Origin of the sequence: Kitasatospora xanthocidica, from assembly GCF_014656195.1 — a bacterium.
Classification (GTDB): domain Bacteria; phylum Actinomycetota; class Actinomycetes; order Streptomycetales; family Streptomycetaceae; genus Kitasatospora; species Kitasatospora xanthocidica.
Window position 1 is genome coordinate 321,044 of the sequence record NZ_BNBY01000004.1, and the last position, 16,481, is coordinate 337,524.

Consider the following 16,481-nt stretch of genomic DNA (forward strand, 5'->3'; position numbering starts at 1 on the left):
GTGGCCGAGTCCGACTCCGCGTCGGGGCTGCGGGCCGGGTTCCGCGGCCTCACCACCCGGGGCCGGTCCTTCCTGGCCGCCGGGCTCACCGCGGTGGTGTGCGCCTACCTGCTCGACCAGGACGCCCTGCTGCGCGTCGGCGTGCTGCTCGCCGCGCTCCCGCTGGTCGCCGTGGCGGTGGTCGCCAACACCCGCTACCGGGTGGCCAGCGGCCGCCGGCTCAGCCCGCGCCGGGCGGTCGCCGGCCAGGAGGCCCGGGTCCACCTGCGGCTCGACAACGTCTCCCGGGTGCCCACCGGGCTGCTGCTCCTGGAGGACAAGGTCCCGTACGTGCTCGGGCCGCGCCCGCGCTTCGTGCTGGACCGGGTCGAGCCGCGCGGCAACCGCGAGGTCTCCTACCGGGTCCGCTCCGACCTGCGCGGGCGCTACCCGCTCGGGCCGCTGCAGCTGCGGCTGTCCGACCCGTTCGGCATGTGCGAGGTGACCCGCGCCTTCACCGCCTCCGACGTCCTCACCGTCGTCCCCCAGGTCCAGGCCCTGCCGTGGGTACGGCTCACCGGCGAGTGGCTCGGCCAGGGCGAGAGCCACAGCCGCTCCCTGGCGCTGGCCGGCGACGACGACGTGATCCTGCGCGAGTACCGGCCCGGCGACGACCTGCGCCGGGTGCACTGGCGCTCCACCGCCAAGTACGGCGAACTGATGGTCCGCCGCGAGGAGCAGCCGCAGAAGGCCCGGGCCACCGTCCTGCTGGACACCCGGGAGATCGGCCACCGGGGCAGCGGCCCCGCCTCCTCCTTCGAGTGGGCGGTCAGCTGCGCCGCGTCCGTCACCGCGCACCTGCTGGAGCGCGGCTACCAGACCCAGCTGCTCACCGACACCGGTCTCGCGGTGCCCGGGCCCGGCGCCGGCGGACGCAGCAGCGCCCCCGACACCTCCGGGCTGATCCTGGACGCCCTCGCGATCGCCGACCTGTCCGACGGCGGCACGCTCTCGCGCGCCGAGGAGCCGCTGCGCACCGGTGGCGAGGGCCTGCTGGTCGCCGTCCTGGGCGAGCTGGACGACACCCAGACCGCCCGGCTCGGCCGGCTGCGCAACCGCACCGGCGGCGCGATCGCCTTCCTCCTGGACACCGGCACCTGGGCCGGCCTGCGGATGCTCGCCCCGAACACCGGCGGCGACACGTTCCGGGCGAGGGTCCGGCAGCTGCGCGAGGCCGGCTGGACGGTGATCCCGGTCAGCGCCGGCGACTCCCTGCCGGACCTGTGGCGGGCCGTCGAAGGCGTCGGAACGACCGCCCCCAACCGACAGGAGGCCGGCGCGTGACCACCCGGGCCAAACTGACCGTCTACGCGGCGCTGGCCACCGCCCTCGCCTCGCTCTGCATGATGCCGCTGCTGACCACCCGCAGCTGGCTGACCCACGCCGTCCTGGTGATCATCGTCCTCGCCGCGGTCGGCGCCGGTCTGCGCCGCTCCCCGGTGTACCGCTGGACGGTGCCGGTCGGGCAGCTGCTGGCGCTGCTCCTGCTGATGATCATCGGCTTCGCCGGCACCGTGGTGCCCGGGCCGGCCGCGCTGCGGGTCCTGGACCACGTCTTCGCCTCCGGTCTGGACGACATCCAGCAGTACGCCATCCCGGCGCCGCCCACCGCCGGCCTGCGGCTGATCCTGGTGGCCGCGGTCGGCCTGGTCGCCGTCGTGGTGGACACCGTCGCGGTGACCTACCGGCGCTCGGCGCTGGCCGGCCTGCCGCTGCTGGCGCTCTACTCGGTCGGCAACGGCCTGGCCGGGGAGCACGGCAGCTGGTTCTGGTTCGCGGTCGCCGCGGCCGGCTACCTGCTGCTGCTGTTCGCCGAGGGCCAGGACCGGGTCTCCCGCTGGGGCCGGGTCTTCCGCGGCACCAACCGCGGGTCCACGGGCTCCGGCCAGGTCAGCCCGGGCGGCCGGCAGGTCGGCGTGCTGGCCCTGGCCGTGGCGCTGCTGCTCCCGGTCGTCCTGCCGCACTGGGACCTCGGACTGGTGCACTCCGGCTCCGGCGGGAGTTCCGGCAAGGGCACCGGCGGGAGCCTGGCGACCAGCCTCGACCCGCTGGTCAGCCTGGAGGCCGCGATCACCAAGCCCTCCGACGCCGAGCTGCTCAGCTACACCCTGGACAGCGACCTGGCCGACCAGGTCTACCTTCGCACCGGCTCGCTGGACCAGTTCGACGGCACCAGCTGGCGGCTCGGCAGCACCACGGTCAACGACCTGCCGGAGTCGCTGCCCAACCCCGAGGGCCTGCGCAGCGCCAACCTCCCCAGGATCGAGGGCGACTTCCAGGTCAGCAACGGGCTGGAGAAGAGCTGGCTGCCGATGCCCTACCCGGCGGCCTCCGTCCAGGTCCCCAACCGCGGCGAGTGGAAGCTCGACCCGGTGACCCGCACCGTCCTGCCGGCCAACGACAAGGCGATCCGCGGTCTGCGCTACCACGTCAGCGCCCTGGACCTGCGGCCCACCGCCAACGAGCTGCGCCTCGCGCCGTCCGCGCCGCAGGATGTCCGGGACCGCTACCTCGCCGTCCCGTCCGATCTGCCGGCCCTGGTCGGCGAGCGGGCCAGGGAGATCACCGGCAACGCGCAGAACGACTACGACCGGGCGATGGCCCTGGTGAACTGGTTCACCGGGCCGGACTTCAAGTACGACACCGCGGTCACCCCGGGCACCGGCAACAACGCCATCGAGGTCTTCCTCCGCGACCGCCGGGGCTTCTGCGTGCACTTCGCCTCCACCATGGCGGCGATGGCCCGGGTGCTGAAGATCCCGGCCCGGGTCGCCGTCGGCTTCACCCCCGGCGACAACAAGGGCGGCAACGTCTACTCGGTGACCGGCCGGATGTACCACGCCTGGCCCGAGCTGTACTTCGCGGGCTACGGCTGGATGCGCTTCGAGCCGACCCCGAGCCGCGGCATCCCGACCCGCTACACCGAGTCGTCCACCGCCCCGACCACCGCGCCGACCCAGCACGCCACCGCGGCCCCGCAGCCCACCACGGCCGCCCCGGCGCCGTCCGCCGGCTCGGACTGCGACGCCAAGCAGCGCCAGCTGGGCGACTGCGGGTCCAAGGGCAAGTCGGCCGCCCACGCCGCCGAGGAGTCCTGGCTGCTGTCCGGGCAGGTGCTCGGCACCCTCACGGGGGTGGTCGTGCTGATCGCGCTGCTGCTCCTGCCGATGCTCTGGCGCACGGCCGTCCGCCGTCGCCGGCTCGGCGGCGGACGGCGCCGGCCCGGCGGGCCCGGCCCCGCCGACCTGACCGACGCCCAGGTGCTGGCCGCCTGGGACGAGCTGGTGGACTCCGCCTGGGACCTCGGAATTCCCCCGGACGAGTCACGCACCCCGCGCTCGGCCGTACGGCGGATCTCCGAGAAGGCGGCCCTGGACCAGGACTCGGCGGCCGCCGCCGGCCGGCTGGCGCTGGCCACCGAGCGGGTGCTGTACGCCCCGCCCGGCCAGGTCACCACGGCACCGCTGGCCGCCGACGTGCACGCCGCCCGGCGCGGCCTGCGGGCGAGCGCCGGCCGGGCCGGTCGGACCAGGGCGCTGCTGCTGCCGCCGTCCTCGGCGCAGTTGTGGTGGCGGATCTCCGACTCGGCGCGGTCGGCCCGGGCGGCCGTCTCCACCGCGGTGGGCCGGACGGTCGAGGCGGTCTCCGCGCCGGTCCGGCGGGTCGTCACCCGGCGGCCCAAGCCGGCCGGCCGCGAGTCGGACACCAGCGAGTCCTGAGTCCCGGGAGTCCTGGGTCCCGCGACTCAGGACTCGCTCCCGGGCCGGACACGGCAGACGCCGGGGGCGGGCAGTCGATCGACTGCCCGCCCCCGGCGTCTTCGGTCCTTGTCGCGCCGTACCGCCGGACGGCTCAGAAGCCGCCGGTCTGCTCGTCCCGGCGGCGCTGCCAGCGCTGCTCGACCCGGTCCATCATCCCGGCCTTGCGGCGCGCGGCCGCGGCCTGGCGGGGACCGGCACCCTGGCTCGCGGGCCCGCGGCGCCAACCGGTCACGGCGAACACCGCGCAGCCGAGCATCACCAGGAAGCCCACGACGCTGACCCAGATCTGATCCGGGACGACCATGCCGCCCATCAGCAGGCCGATCCCCACCACGAAGCCGGCGACGGCGAGGTAGACCCGCCGACGGGTGTAGGTGCGCAGCCCGGTTCCCTCAAGCGCCGACGCGAATTTGGGATCTTCGGCATACAGCGCTCGCTCCATCTGGTCGAGCAGTCGCTGCTCGTGCTCCGAGAGCGGCACGGAGTCCTCCTACTCGTCGGTCGCGGGTGCGACCGGTCCGCCCACCCCGGTCGGGGAGGCAAGTCCAAATCAGCCATGGGGCACACGGTCGGACGCCCGTGCGGGGGACCCGGCCCGTGTCGTCCATATGCCCCACGCGTCCGGCTGTCATGCTTTCCGGCTTTACCCAGATCATACGGTCCGTGAGCCCGTTCCGGGGTGGTCTGCGCCGCGTGGGACGGGCCACTTCGACCGGGCACGGCCGCACCGGTGTCAACGCGCCACGCACCGGACAAGTGCCCGATCCGGTGGAATCGGTCCGGACCTGGGGAGCTTCGCCCGCGGCGACCGGAAACCGGCCGGCCGACCGGGCCGGGCAACCGGCGGGCGTACGGAACGCCAACCGCCGCCGTACGGTGTGCGAACCGTGCGGCGGCGGAAGGTCTCGCGAAGGCTTCGCGGAGGCTCCGGGGAGCGCCGGCTCAGGCCAGGGTGGCCAGCAGGTGCAGCTGGGTCGCCACCGCGTGGAAGGCGGGCTGCCCGGCGGCGGCCTCCTCCAGCTTCAGCAGCGCGTCCAGCGCGCCCGGCTCGGTGTCCACCAGCACGCCGGGGACCAGGTCGGCGAAGATCCGGACGCCGTGCACCGACTCCACCCGCAGGCCGGCCGCCCCGGCCAGCCGGCTCAGCTCCTCACCGGTGAAGCGGCGCGGCATCGGGTCCTGCTCGCCCCAGCGGCCGTCGGCGGCGGAGAGCACTGTCCGGGCCTCGTTGAAGTGGCCGGCCAGCGCGCGGGCCAGCACGGCGCCGTTGCGGTTGGCGGCCAGCAGGCTGACCAGGCCGCCCTCGCGCAGGGTGCCGGCCAGGCTGCCGAGCGCCTCGGCCGGGTCGTCCACGACCTCCAGGACGCCGTGGCAGAGCACCGCGTCCACGGTGCCGGGGGCGACCAGCTCGGGGAGCGTCTGGGTGTCGCCCTGGACGGCCCGCACCCGGTCGGTCACCCCGGCCTCGGCGGCCCGGCGCTCCAGGGCGAACAGCGCGTCCGGGCTCGGGTCGACCACGGTGACCCGGTGGCCGAGCTTGGCGACCGGCACGGCGAAGTTGCCGGTGCCGCCGCCGGTGTCGACCACGTCGAGCACCGGCTGGTCCAGCTCGGCCGCCCGCTTCTCCAGGGCTGCCCGCACCACCTCCCACACCACGGCGGTACGCAGGGCACTGCGGGGACGCGTCGGGTACACGGTGGGACTCCTTGGCACGTGCAGTTCGATCAGGATGGCTCCACCTTAAGCCTGGGAAGCGCCGCCTCAAGCCTGGGAAGCGCCGCCCCGGCCCGGCGGCTCGTCGCCGTCCAGCGGCAGCCGCGGTGCGGGCGGGACCGCCCGCAGGCCGAGCAGCCGCTCGACCAGGCGTACGAACAGGGCGGAGTTGCGGATCAGGTCGTCGGCGTCGCGGGCCGACGCGGCGCCCCGGATCCCGGCCTCGGCGGCGGCCCGGCGGCGGGCGCCCGCGCCGTAGTAGACCGCCCACTCGGCGAGCTCCGGGGCCACCTCGGGCAGCACCTCCCACGCGCTGCGGATGGCCTTGCGGCGCCGCGGGTCCTTCTCCGGGCGGCCGCGCACCGCCAGGACCGCCGCCACCGTGCGCAGCGCGGCGAGGTGGGCGGTGGCGTAGCGCTCCAGCGGGTCCTCCAGGGCGCGGGCCCGGGCGAGGGTGCGGTGGGCGTCGGAGAGCAGGTCGAGGGCGGCCGGCGGCGCGGCGGTCCGGCGCAGGACCGGGTGGACGTCCCGGCCGGCCGGGCGCGGGCCCGACGGGTCCGGGGTGTGCGGGAGGGCGGCGGAGTGGAGGCGGGCGGTGACGGGCTCAGGGTGGCTGATGGTCATGGTCTCCCCCGTTCCGAGGCAGCGCGCGGACCGGGTGGTCCGTGCCCCTCCATCGTGAACGTCACCACTGACAATCCGTCGGCTCCGGTGACGATCCGTCGGCTCCGGCCGCTCCGCACGTGCCCCGGGACAGCAAAGCGGCGGCGAGCGCGGGCCCTCCCCCGGACCGCGCCGCCGCCGTGTGCCGTCGCTCCGCCGTTCCCCCCGTGGGCGGCGGTGCGAGCTTCCCCCGTGGCCGGTCTCCCCCCGGCCCGCTCCGCCGCCCCGTGCCGGCGGTGCGGGGACCGTGACCAGCCCCGTCGCGGATCTCCGCCGTCGTCTCCCCCGGCCTGCGCGGCCGACGGGACGGGCGGGATCCGCCACCCGGGCGGGCGGCGCCCGACGCGCTGCCCTCCCGGTGCCACTACTCTCTCGTCTCCGCAGGTCGGAGGCCATCCGCTGATGTACTCAACCGCGGATCTGAGTATCCGTACTCAGTCCTCCCGCGCCGTCCGGGCCGGAACCGGCGCACGGCCCCGCGGCGTCCCGGCTCCCGGTACGGTACGGCGTGGCCGGGCGGAACCCGGCCGGGTTGCACGAGGAGGGGGAGACCGCATGACGATCCTGCCGCTGATCTTCACCAGCGGACTGGCCAGCGGCATCAACGCGTACGCGGTGGTGCTGCTGCTCGGGCTGCTGGGCCGGTTCGCCGGCGCGGAGTCGGTGCCGCACGCGCTGGAGCGCACGGACGTGCTGATCGTGGCCGCCGTGCTGTTCGCGGTGGAGGCGGTGGCCGACAAGATCCCGTACGTGGACAGCGTCTGGGACGTCGTGCACACCGTGATCCGGCCGATCGCCGGCGCCACCGTGGGCGTGCTGATCGCGAGCAACGACCCCGGCTCGCTGAGCGAGGTCGCGGCCGGCGCGATGGGCGGGACCACGGCACTGGTCAGCCACCTGGTGAAGGCCTCGCTGCGGATGGCCGTCAACACCTCCCCCGAGCCGGCCAGCAACATCGTGGTCAGCATGGCGGAGGACCTGTCGGTGGCCGGCCTGGTCACCCTGGCGATCTTCCACCCGTGGCTGGCCGCCTCGGTCGCCGCCACGGTGCTGGCCGTCGGCCTGCTGCTGGTCTGGCTGGCGATCAGCAAGATCCGCGCCTTCCGGGCCCGCCGCCGCGAGCGCAGGGCGGCCCGGGCCGCGGAGCCCGCCTACGCCCGTCAGCCGGGGGTCTGACCCACACCCTAGGATCGGGTGCCATGGCACGGATCGTCATCATCGGCGCAGGAATGAGCGGGCTCGCGGCGGCCTCCCGGCTGGCGACCCTCGGGCACCGGGTGACGGTCTGCGAGGCGAGCGGTACGTACGGGGGCATGGTCGGCCGCCACGAGCGGGACGGCTTCGCCTTCGACACCGGGCCCGGGCTGCTCGCCCTGCCCGCGGTCTACCGCGACCTCGCGCTGAAGACCGGCAAGGAGCCGCTGGAGCAGCTGGTCGAGCTGGCCCCGGTCGAACCGGAGAGCCGGCACCTCTTCCCCGACGGCACCGCCGTCACCCTGCCCAACGCCTCCCGCGGCGGCGTCGGCCAGGCCCTGGACGCCGCCTTCGGGGCCGGCTCGGGCGCCCGCTGGAGCGCGGTGATGAACCACGGCCGGACGGTCTGGGAGGCCACCCGCCGCCCGCTGCTGGAGGAGCCGCTCCCCGCCGACCGGGCGTTCCTGGGCACCGACCCGTACCCCGTGCCCCCGCGCACCGGCCTGGCCCGGCTGCGCCGTGCCGCGCCGTGGACCCTGCGGGACGTGGCGCTGCGGCAGCTGGACGGCCACCCCGGGCTCACCGCCCTGCTGTTCGAGTCCGCGCTCCGGTACGGCTTCGCCCCGGGCCGGGCCCCCGCCGGGGCCACCGTGCTGCCGTACATGGAGCAGTCCTTCGGCGTCTGGTACGTCCGGGGCGGCCTGCGGGCCCTGGCGGAGGCGGTGTACCGGCGCTGCGAGCTGCGCAAGGTCGACTTCCGCTTCGACACGCCCGTCACCCGGGTCGTGGTCGAGGACGGCCGGGCGCGCGGCGTCGAGACGGCGGGCGGCCGGATCCCGGCGGACCTGGTGCTCTCGGCGATGGACGCCGGCGCGCTGTTCGGCCGGGGACTGGCCGACTGGCCCGGGAAGCCGGCCGCCGGGTGGCGGCCGTCCGGGGCGCCCGGCCGGTTCGTCCTGCTGCTGGCCCTGCGCGACCCCCGGCCGGAGGGCACCGCGCACCGCACGGTGGTGCACGCGGCGGACCCGGCCGCCGAGGAGCGGGCGCTGACCGGCGCCGGCCCGCTCTGCGAGCGCCCGACCGTGCAGGTGCTGCGCCCGGACGACCCCGCGCTGCGTCCCGACGCGGCGCACGAGAGCGTGGTGCTGACCGTGACCGTCCCGGCCCGCGGCGAGGTCGACTGGAGCGCCCCCGGCGTCGCCGACCGGTACGCCGACCGGGTGCTCGCCCACGTCGACGCGGCCGGTCTGGGCCTGCGCGAGCGGGTGCTGTGGCGGGTGGTGCGCACCCCGGAGGACACCCGCCGGGAGACCGGCGCCCCGGACGGCTCGGTGGCCCTGCCCGTCCTCGCCGGCGCCGACGGCGAATGGCTGAAGACCGCCAACGAGACGCCCGTCCCGGGCCTCTACCTGATCGGCGGCACCGCCCACCCGGGCGGCGGCCTCGCCCGGGTCGGCATGTCGGCCTGCATCGCGGCCGCCCTGGTGGGACCGGCCTAGGCCCTCTCTTTCGGATCTTGTCGGATCAGCGCGCGGCGTTGGGCGCCCGGCTGGGCGTGCCGGCGGATCGTCCTCGTACTGGGTCGTACTTGGATGATTCGCCGGTGCGTCCAGGCGGGATGCCCGGCGTCGTGCGCCCGGCAAGATCCGAAAGAGAGGGCCTAAGGACCCGGCCGGGTCAGCCCTGGTGCCAGGTGTTCTGCTGCTGGTAGCCGTAGGTCTGGTCGTACGTCGGCTGCTGCGGGATGCCCTGGGTCTGCGGGTCCGGCTGGGGCTGCCACTGCTGCTGGTGCTGGACGTTCGGGTCCCAGGCCTGGTGCTGCTGCTGGTAGCCGGCGTACTGGTCCTGGTGCCCCTGCTGCTGGTAGCCGCCGTAGGGGTCCTGCTGCTGCGGGTCCTGCTGCTGGGGGTAGGCGCCGTAGGCCTGGTCGTAGGCGTACGCGGGCTGCTGCTGGGTCTGCCACTGCTGCTGGTCGTAGCCGCCCTGGTAGGCGCCGGCGTACGGGTCCTGGACCTGCTGCTGCGGCTGCTGCTCGTAGTACCCGGGGGCGTAGACGCCGTCCTGGGCGAGTTCCCGCATCTCGAAGGCGGCGGTCTGCTCGACCTCCGGCGCCTCGTCCGGCACCGGCAGCGGCGCGGGCTCGAAGGCCGGGGGCTCCTCGACGGCGCTGACCTCGCCGACCCGCTCCTCGGCGACCGCGACGGCCGCCACCGCGGCCCCGCCGCCGGTGAGCGCGCCGAGCAGCGGCACCTTGGCGAGCGGGCCGGGCAGGCTGCCGTCGGCCTGCCGCAGGGACCAGCCGTTCCGGTAGCCGCGCTTGACCGACAGCGTGACGAAGGCCTGGCCGACCGCGAACAGCGCCGCGCCGAGGCCGATCACCACGACCGATTCGAGGCTCATCCCGGCGGCCACGCCCAGGAAGCCGGTCAGGGCCAGCACCCGCCAGTGCAGCGGCGCCCGGTTCTGCAGCAGCACCTCGGCCAGCAGCCAGAGCGCCACCACCGCCAACGCGGCGTACAGCAGCAGGTATCCGATGCCCATCCGCCCGCTACCTCCAGTCGCGTGCCCGCGCGTCCAAGCCGCGCGTGTGCGGCGACTGTACCGGTTCAACGGCCGGGGTACCGCATCGCGTTCCCACGGCGCCCGGACCCGGCCGCACACGACCGAGCCCGCCACCGTCGGTACGGTGACGGGCCCGTGAACGGCCGCCGTCGGCGGGGCTTCGACCCGGCCCGGAAGGGGACCGGGCCGGTCAGCGCCGGTGCAGCCCGAGGTTCTGGTAGATCTCCAGCGTCGCCGTCGAGTGGTTGAGCGTGATGAAGTGCAGACCGGGCGCGCCCTCGGCGAGGAGGCGTTCGGCCATCGCCGTGGCGTGCTCCATTCCGACGGCCCGCAGCGCCGCCGGGTCGTCGATGGCCGCCCGCAGGCGGGCCTCCAGGTCGGCGGGGAAGGGCGAACCGCTGAGCTGCGGGAAGCGCTCCAGCTGCTTGGCGTTGGTGACCGGCATGATCTCCGGGATGATCGGCGTCTCGCAGCCGGCGGCGGTCACCCGGTCGCGCAGCCGCAGGTAGTCGTCGACCTCGAAGAACATCTGGGTGATCGCGTAGTCGGCGCCGGAGCGGATCTTCGCGACGAAGTGCCGGATGTCCTCGTCCCAGTCCGTCGACCGCGGGTGCATGTTCGGCGAGGCCGCGACGCCGACGCAGAAGTCGCCGATGCCCTTGATCAGCTCCACCAGCTCGTAGGCGTAGGTGACGCCCTCGGGGTGGCTGACCCACTCGCCCATCGGGTCGCCGGGCGGGTCGCCCCGGACCGCGAGGACGTTGCGCACGCCCTGGTCGGCGTACTGGCCGATGATGTTGCGCAGCTCGGCGATCGAGTGGTCGACGGCGGTCAGGTGGGCGACCGGGGTCAGCGTGGTCTCGGTCGCGATCCGGCCGACCATGTTGACCGTGCGCTCACGCGAGGAGCCGCCGGCGCCGTACGTCATGCAGACGAAGTTGGGGTCGAGCGGTTCGAGTCGGCGGATGGCGTCCCAGAGCTTCTGCTCGCCGGCCTCGGTGCGCGGCGGCATGAACTCGAAGGAGAAGGAGCGCTTGCCGGCCGCCAGGAGATCGCGGACCGTCAGCGCGCGATCCGTTCTCGTGGATGCGATACCGAGTGCCATATCGGCAGGCTATCCGGCCTTGGAGGAGGCCGGACATCCCGGTTCCACGGATTGAGACAAAAGATGGACGGCATTCCGGTTGGTCCGGGGCAACTCCGGGGCAACTCCCGGGCATCTCCGCGGCAACCGCCCAGCAACTGTCCGCCACTCCCTGGCGCCGCCCCGGCGCGCCGGCCCCGCGAGCCACCCCCGGGGCCGCTCGCACGCCCGTTCCCAGTCGCCCCGCTACGCTTGCCACACCCCAGAGAACCAGCGGAGCCCCATCGTGATCTCGTCCAGCACCCGGCCGGCCAACCCCATTGACGTGGAGGACGTCCGCACACGCGTCAACGCCGCGCTCGCCGCGTTCATGGACGGCCAGTCCGCGCTGCTCGGAAGGATCTCGCCCCAGCTGGGCCCCGCCTCCGACGCGCTGCGCGACTTCCTGCTGGACGGCGGCAAGCGGCTGCGCCCGGCCTTCTGCTACTGGGGCTGGCGCGCCGCCGGCGGCCCGGCCGACGGCTCCGGGGGCGACGGCTCCGGGGGCGACGGCATCGCCAACGCGGCCGCCGCCCTGGAGCTGCTCCAGGCGAGCGCCCTGGTGCACGACGACCTGATGGACCGCAGCGACACCCGCCGCGGCCTGCCCTCGGTCCACCGTCGCTTCGAGGCCCTGCACCGGGACAGCGGCTGGCGCGGCGACCGCGAGCAGTACGGCGCCTCGGCCGCCGTCCTGCTCGGCGACCTGCTGCTGATCTGGTGCGACGAGCTGTTCCTGCGCTCGGGCCTGGAGCCGGCCGCCGTCCTGGCCGCCAAGCCGGTGTTCGACCTGATGCGCACCGAGGTCATGCTCGGCCAGTACCTGGACGTGCTGGAGCCGGTGGCCGGCGACTCGACGGACGAGGGCGCGCTGGACCGGGCGCGGACCGTGCTGCACTACAAGTCCGCGAAGTACACGATCGAGCGACCGCTGCAGGTCGGCGCGCTGCTCGCCGGAGCCGGCCCCGAGCTGGTCGAGGCCCTCGGGGCGTTCGGGCTGCCGCTGGGCGAGGCCTTCCAGCTGCGCGACGACCTGCTCGGCGTCTTCGGCGACCCGGCCGTCACCGGCAAGCCCGCCGGGGACGACCTGCGCGAGGGCAAGCGCACCCTGCTGGTCGCGCACGCGATGCGCGGCCTGCCCGCCGCCGACGCCCGGCACCTGGACGAGCGGCTCGGCGCGCCGGACCTGGCGCCCGAGGAGGTCGCCGGACTGCGCGGGCTGGTCGCCCGCAGCGGCGCGCCAGAGCTGGTGGAGCACCGGATCGAGGAGCTGATGCGGCAGTCGCTGGCCGCGCTGGCGGCGGCGCCGCTGGCCGACGAGCGGGCCCGCGGGGTGCTGCTGGCGCTGGCCGAGGCCGCCACCGTCCGCAAGTACTGAGGGACGGCGGCGGCCCGGGGCCAGGCGGCCTGGAGTTCAGGCGGCCCGGAGGGGGCAGTCAGCCCCGGGGGAGTCAGCTGGACCGCACCCGGCGGGACAGCTCGGCGGCGGCCGCCCGCGGGTCCTCCGCGGCGGTGATGGCCCGGACCACGACGATCCGGCGGGCACCGGCGGCCAGCACCTCGTCCACATTGCCGAGGTCGATCCCGCCGATCGCGAACCACGGCCGGTCGGTGACCTGCTTAGCCGCGTACGAGACCAGGCCGAGGCCCGGTGCCGGGCGGCCCGGCTTGGTCGGGGTCGGCCACACCGGGCCGGTGCAGAAGTAGTCCACGCCCGGCTCGGCGACCGCCGCGTCCACCTCGGACTCGGCGTGGCAGGACCGGCCGATCAGCACGTCCTCGCCCAGGATCGCCCGGGCGGCCGGGACCGGCAGGTCGTCCTGGCCGAGGTGCAGCACGTCCGGCCGGGCCGCGTGGGCGACGTCGGCGCGGTCGTTGACGGACAGCAGCTTGCCGTGCCGGCGGCAGGCGTCGGCGAAGACCTCCAGGGCCGCCAGCTCCTGCTTGGCCTCCAGGCCCTTGTCACGCAGCTGGACGATGTCCACGCCGCCCGCCAGCGCCGCGTCGAGGAACTCGGCGAGGTCGCCCTGCTCCCGCCTGGCGTCGGTGCACAGGTAGAGGCGCGCGTCCGCCAGGCGGGCGCGCAGGGTGTCCGCCGCCATCAGATCAGCATCGCCTGGGCACGGCGCTTCACCTCGGTACCGCGGTTCTCCCGCAGTGCCTGGATCGGGCTGCCGGGCAGCGACGGGTCCTCGGTGAAGAGCCACTCCAGGATCTCCACGTCGTTGTACCCGCAGTCGCGCAGCACGGTCAGGGTGCCGGACAGGTGCTTGACCAGGCCCGGGCCGTCGATGAACGCCGCAGGGACCTGCAGCGACTTGTTCGGGCCGCGCCGGACGGCGATCAGGCCGCCGTTCTTGACCAGGTCACGTACCTCGGTGACCCGGACCCCCCACTGCTCCGAGATGTCGGGGAGGTACATCCAGTCGGTGACCAGGGCTTCAATCTTGCTTTCGATCTCGCTCACGCCACCAGACTGCCACCTCCGCGGCCCGTCGCGCACCAGCCGCTACCCCGCGACCGCCGACTTCAGCGGCACCGCCGGGTCCGCGGCGAGGACCGGATCCAGCGCCGCACCCCGCTCGACCAGCTTCCGCCCCTGGGTGAGGTCGCGCGGCCGGTCCACCGTCAGCAGGGCGCTCGGCACCCCGGCGCGCAGCCAGAGCACCGTCCAGGAGGCGTCCCGCGGGCCGCCGCGCCACAGGAGCTCGTCGCCCTCGGCGTGCCGGCCCGCGTACTGGACCATCCGCCCGAACTGCTCCGACCAGAAGTACGGCACCGGGTCGTACGGCGGCGCGTCCGCGCCGAGGACGGCGGCGGCCACCGCGTCGCCGGACTGCAGCGCGTGGTCCCAGTGCTGGACGGCCAGCCGGCCGCCGGCCCGGGCCGAGGGGTAGCTGACGCAGTCGCCCGCCGCGAAGACGCCGGGCAGGGCGGTGCGCAGCCGCGCGTCCACCACGACGGCGCCGGTCCCGTCCAGCTCCACGCCGGAGCCGGCCAGCCACCCGGTCGCGGGCCGGGCACCGATGCCGACCACCACCTCGTCGGCGGGCAGGTGCGAGCCGTCCGCCAGCAGCACCGCGCCCGGCTCGACGGCGGCCACCCCGACCCCGCAGCGCAGGTCCACGCCCGCCTCCGCGTACCAGGCCGCCATCGCCGAGCCGACCGCGGTCGGAAGCGCGCCCGGCAGCGGCGCCGGGCCCGCCTCGACCACGGTCACCTCGCAGCCCGCCTGGCGCGCGGCGGTGGACACCTCGGCGCCGATCCAGCCCGCGCCGACCAGCACCAGCCGCAGACCGGGGCGCAGCAGCGCGCGCAGCGCCAGCGCGTCGTCCAGGGTGTGCAGCAGGTGCGCCCGCTCGGCGCCGGGCAGGGCGCGGGGCACGGCGCCGGTGGCGATCACCAGCGAGTCGTACGGGAGGTCGCCGCCGTCGGTGTGCAGCACGCCGGGGGTGAGGCCGGTGGCCCGGCGGCCGGTGAGGACCTCGATGCCCAGGAGCGCGTAGTCGATGTCCAGCGTGGTGCTGTCGCTCTTGCCGAGCAGCACGTCCTTGGAGAGCGGCGGCCGGTCGTACGGCGCGTGCGGCTCCTCGCCGACCAGCGTGATCCGCCCCCGCCACCCGCCCTGCCGCAGCTTCAGGGCGCACTGCGCCCCGGCCAGCCCGGCCCCGACGACGACCACCCGATCCGTTCCGCTCAGCTCTGCCACGCCCGTCACTGTACTCAGCGGCACGGCGCCGCCCGGGAGCCGTCCACCCGTCGTACGGGCCTTCGCTCACACCCGGGCCCCCGCCGACCTCCCCCTGTCCACCCCTCGTACGGCCTTCGGCCGCACCGCGCCCCGGCGTTATGGTGGGGGCACCATCACGGGAGCCCGGCGAACCGGGCTGAGAGGCGGGCTGGCACGGCCTGCGACCGTCCGAACCTGATCCGGGTCATACCGGCGAAGGGAGAGGAGCGGCTTTGACACGCTTGTCATCAACCGCCCGTGCCGACGTCCTGGTGATCGGCGGAGGCGTCATCGGCCTCGCCGTCGCCTGGCGGGCGGCGCAGCGCGGGCTGCGGACCGCCGTGGTCGACCCGTCCCCCGGCGGCGGCGCCGGCCGGGTCGCAGCGGGGATGCTCGCCCCGGTCACCGAACTCCAGTACGGCGAGGAGCCGCTGCTGCGCCTCGGCATGGCCTCCAACGAGCGGTACGCGGACTTCGCCGCCGAGCTCACCGGGGCGAGCGGCGGCCAGGACACCGGATACCGCCGGTGCGGCACGGTCGCCGTCGCGCTGGACTCCGACGACCGCGAGGAACTGCGCGAACTGCACGCCTTCCACCGGCGGCTGGGCCTGGAATCGACCTGGCTGACCGGCCGGGAGGCCCGCAAGCTGGAGCCGATGCTCGCCCCCGGGGTGCGCGGCGGCCTGCACGTCGCGGACGACCACCAGGTGGACGGCCGCCGGCTGCTCACCGCGCTGCTCCAGGCCTGCGAGAACGCCGGGGTCCTGGTCCACCGCGCCGAGGCGGTGGAGCTGCTGGTCGAGGGCGACCGCGCGGTCGGCGCCCGGCTGAGCACCCACGAGACCCTGGCCGCCGGGCAGGTCGTGCTCGCCGCCGGCCCGCACAGCCACCGGCTGGCCGGGCTGCCCGGGGGCGTGCTGCCCGCGATCCGACCGGTGAAGGGGCAGGTCCTGCGCCTGCGGGTGCCCGACGCCTACCGGCCGTTCCTCTCCCGCAACGTCCGTGCCGTGGTGCGCGGTCAGCACATCTACCTGGTGCCGCGGGAGAACGGCGAGCTGGTGATCGGCGCGACCACCGAGGAGCAGGGCTACGACACCACCGTCACCGCCGGCGGGGTGTACGAACTCCTGCGTGACGCCCATGAGTTGGTCCCCGGCCTGACCGAACTCCCGCTGCTGGAGACCTCGGCGGGCCTGCGCCCCGGCTCCCCCGACAACGCACCGCTGCTCGGCCCGACGGCGCTGCCCGGGCTGGTCGCCGCGACCGGCCACTACCGCAACGGCGTCCTGCTCACCCCGGTGACCGCCGATCTGGTCGCCGAGTACCTCGCCACCGGCGAACTCCCCGAACTGGCACAGCCGTTCACCCCCACCCGGTTCTCCCCCGCCCGCTCCACCACGAAGGCCCTGGCATGACCGAGAGCACACCGCACGACACCGCACCGCACAACACCCCGCCGCACGGCACCGCAACGGCCGACACCGCCCCCGCCGAGATAGCGCTGACCGTCAACGGCCGCCCCCGCGCGGTCGCCGCCACGGCGACACTCGCCGAGGTGGTGGCCACCGTGAGCCGGGCCAACACCGGTGTCGCCGCCGCGCTCAACGAGGCCGTGGTGCCCCGTGGTTCGTGGTCCGGGACCCGGCTGAGCGCGGGCGACCGGGTCGAGATCCTCACCGCCGTCCAGGGAGGCTGA

15 protein-coding genes and 1 riboswitch are annotated in these 16,481 nt (G+C 75.3%); of the genes, 7 read left to right on the forward strand and 8 right to left on the reverse strand.

Going from position 1 to position 16,481, the window contains the following annotated elements; translation table 11 throughout:
- The gene (locus tag IE332_RS09800; RefSeq protein ID WP_229928474.1) at positions 1-1,323 is read left to right on the forward strand and encodes a DUF58 domain-containing protein; all 1,323 of its coding nucleotides are present in this window, start codon (positions 1-3) and stop codon (positions 1,321-1,323) included.
- On the forward strand, positions 1,320-3,758 hold the full coding sequence (locus IE332_RS09805) for a transglutaminase TgpA family protein (protein WP_189915082.1): 2,439 nt from the start codon (positions 1,320-1,322) through the stop codon (positions 3,756-3,758). The genes IE332_RS09800 and IE332_RS09805 overlap by 4 nt, the downstream gene beginning before the upstream one ends.
- A gap of 133 nt (positions 3,759-3,891) precedes the next feature.
- On the opposite strand, the gene IE332_RS09810 is transcribed toward IE332_RS09805, so the two are convergent.
- The 3 genes from IE332_RS09810 to IE332_RS09820 all read right to left on the reverse strand — a co-directional run bounded on the left by IE332_RS09810 (position 3,892) and on the right by IE332_RS09820 (position 6,131).
- A complete protein-coding gene (locus tag IE332_RS09810; protein WP_189915084.1) occupies positions 3,892-4,281 on the reverse strand; it encodes an SCO2097 family morphological protein in 390 nt (129 codons plus the stop codon).
- Between the two features lie 461 nt (positions 4,282-4,742).
- Complete coding sequence (locus tag IE332_RS09815; RefSeq protein ID WP_229928475.1) at positions 4,743-5,495, reverse strand: methyltransferase domain-containing protein; 753 nt, start codon at positions 5,493-5,495, stop codon at positions 4,743-4,745.
- Between the two features lie 66 nt (positions 5,496-5,561).
- Positions 5,562-6,131, reverse strand: coding sequence for an SAV_6107 family HEPN domain-containing protein (locus IE332_RS09820; RefSeq protein WP_373313698.1), 570 nt, complete (start codon positions 6,129-6,131; stop codon positions 5,562-5,564).
- A gap of 600 nt (positions 6,132-6,731) precedes the next feature.
- Between IE332_RS09820 and IE332_RS09825 the strand changes: the two genes are divergently transcribed.
- The gene (locus IE332_RS09825; RefSeq protein WP_189915089.1) at positions 6,732-7,352 is read left to right on the forward strand and encodes a DUF4126 domain-containing protein; all 621 of its coding nucleotides are present in this window, start codon (positions 6,732-6,734) and stop codon (positions 7,350-7,352) included.
- Positions 7,353-7,375: 23 nt separating this feature from the next.
- A complete protein-coding gene (locus tag IE332_RS09830; RefSeq protein ID WP_189915091.1) occupies positions 7,376-8,869 on the forward strand; it encodes a phytoene desaturase family protein in 1,494 nt (497 codons plus the stop codon).
- Positions 8,870-9,047: 178 nt separating this feature from the next.
- Here the strand turns inward: IE332_RS09830 and IE332_RS09835 are convergent, their stop codons facing one another.
- Both IE332_RS09835 and metF read right to left on the reverse strand, forming a co-directional pair.
- The gene (locus IE332_RS09835) at positions 9,048-9,911 is read right to left on the reverse strand and encodes a hypothetical protein (protein ID WP_189915093.1); all 864 of its coding nucleotides are present in this window, start codon (positions 9,909-9,911) and stop codon (positions 9,048-9,050) included.
- Positions 9,912-10,122: 211 nt separating this feature from the next.
- Positions 10,123-11,037 carry a methylenetetrahydrofolate reductase [NAD(P)H] gene (gene metF / locus IE332_RS09840; protein WP_189915095.1) on the reverse strand — a complete coding sequence of 305 codons (915 nt, stop codon included), beginning with the start codon at positions 11,035-11,037 and terminating at the stop codon, positions 10,123-10,125.
- A 265-nt stretch (positions 11,038-11,302) separates the two neighbouring features.
- Between metF and IE332_RS09845 the strand changes: the two genes are divergently transcribed.
- Entirely contained in the window at positions 11,303-12,433 is a 1,131-nt protein-coding gene (locus IE332_RS09845) for a polyprenyl synthetase family protein (protein ID WP_229928476.1), read from the forward strand.
- A gap of 73 nt (positions 12,434-12,506) precedes the next feature.
- Here IE332_RS09845 and thiE read toward each other — a convergent pair whose 3' ends face one another.
- The 3 genes from thiE to IE332_RS09860 are packed head-to-tail and all read right to left on the reverse strand — an operon-like array spanning position 12,507 to position 14,773.
- Complete coding sequence (gene thiE / locus IE332_RS09850; RefSeq protein ID WP_189915097.1) at positions 12,507-13,157, reverse strand: thiamine phosphate synthase; 651 nt, start codon at positions 13,155-13,157, stop codon at positions 12,507-12,509.
- Complete coding sequence (locus IE332_RS09855) at positions 13,157-13,522, reverse strand: Rv2175c family DNA-binding protein (RefSeq protein ID WP_189915099.1); 366 nt, start codon at positions 13,520-13,522, stop codon at positions 13,157-13,159. The genes thiE and IE332_RS09855 overlap by 1 nt, the downstream gene beginning before the upstream one ends.
- Before the next feature lie 42 nt (positions 13,523-13,564).
- Positions 13,565-14,773: an NAD(P)/FAD-dependent oxidoreductase gene (locus IE332_RS09860; RefSeq protein ID WP_189915101.1), complete on the reverse strand. Its 1,209-nt coding sequence runs from the start codon at positions 14,771-14,773 to the stop codon at positions 13,565-13,567.
- 138 nt (positions 14,774-14,911) lie between these two features.
- A riboswitch (TPP riboswitch) is annotated at positions 14,912-15,024 on the forward strand.
- Positions 15,025-15,027: 3 nt separating this feature from the next.
- On the opposite strand from IE332_RS09860, the gene thiO reads away from it, so the two are divergent.
- Together thiO and thiS are read left to right on the forward strand one after the other, a co-directional pair.
- A complete protein-coding gene (thiO, locus tag IE332_RS09865) occupies positions 15,028-16,200 on the forward strand; it encodes a glycine oxidase ThiO (protein ID WP_189915103.1) in 1,173 nt (390 codons plus the stop codon).
- On the forward strand, positions 16,197-16,481 hold the full coding sequence (gene thiS / locus IE332_RS09870; protein WP_189915105.1) for a sulfur carrier protein ThiS: 285 nt from the start codon (positions 16,197-16,199) through the stop codon (positions 16,479-16,481). Before thiO ends, thiS begins: the two co-directional genes overlap by 4 nt.

Excerpts from the sequence above, each read along its gene's own strand:
- thiE (WP_189915097.1), bottom strand. The coding sequence starts at position 13,157 with ATGGCGGCGGACACCCTGCGCGCCCGCCTGGCGGACGCGCGCCTCTAC.
- thiS (WP_189915105.1), top strand. The coding sequence starts at position 16,197 with ATGACCGAGAGCACACCGCACGACACCGCACCGCACAACACCCCGCCG.
- IE332_RS09830 (WP_189915091.1), top strand. The coding sequence starts at position 7,376 with ATGGCACGGATCGTCATCATCGGCGCAGGAATGAGCGGGCTCGCGGCG.
- IE332_RS09835 (WP_189915093.1), bottom strand. The coding sequence starts at position 9,911 with ATGGGCATCGGATACCTGCTGCTGTACGCCGCGTTGGCGGTGGTGGCG.
- IE332_RS09825 (WP_189915089.1), top strand. The coding sequence starts at position 6,732 with ATGACGATCCTGCCGCTGATCTTCACCAGCGGACTGGCCAGCGGCATC.
- metF (WP_189915095.1), bottom strand. The coding sequence starts at position 11,037 with ATGGCACTCGGTATCGCATCCACGAGAACGGATCGCGCGCTGACGGTC.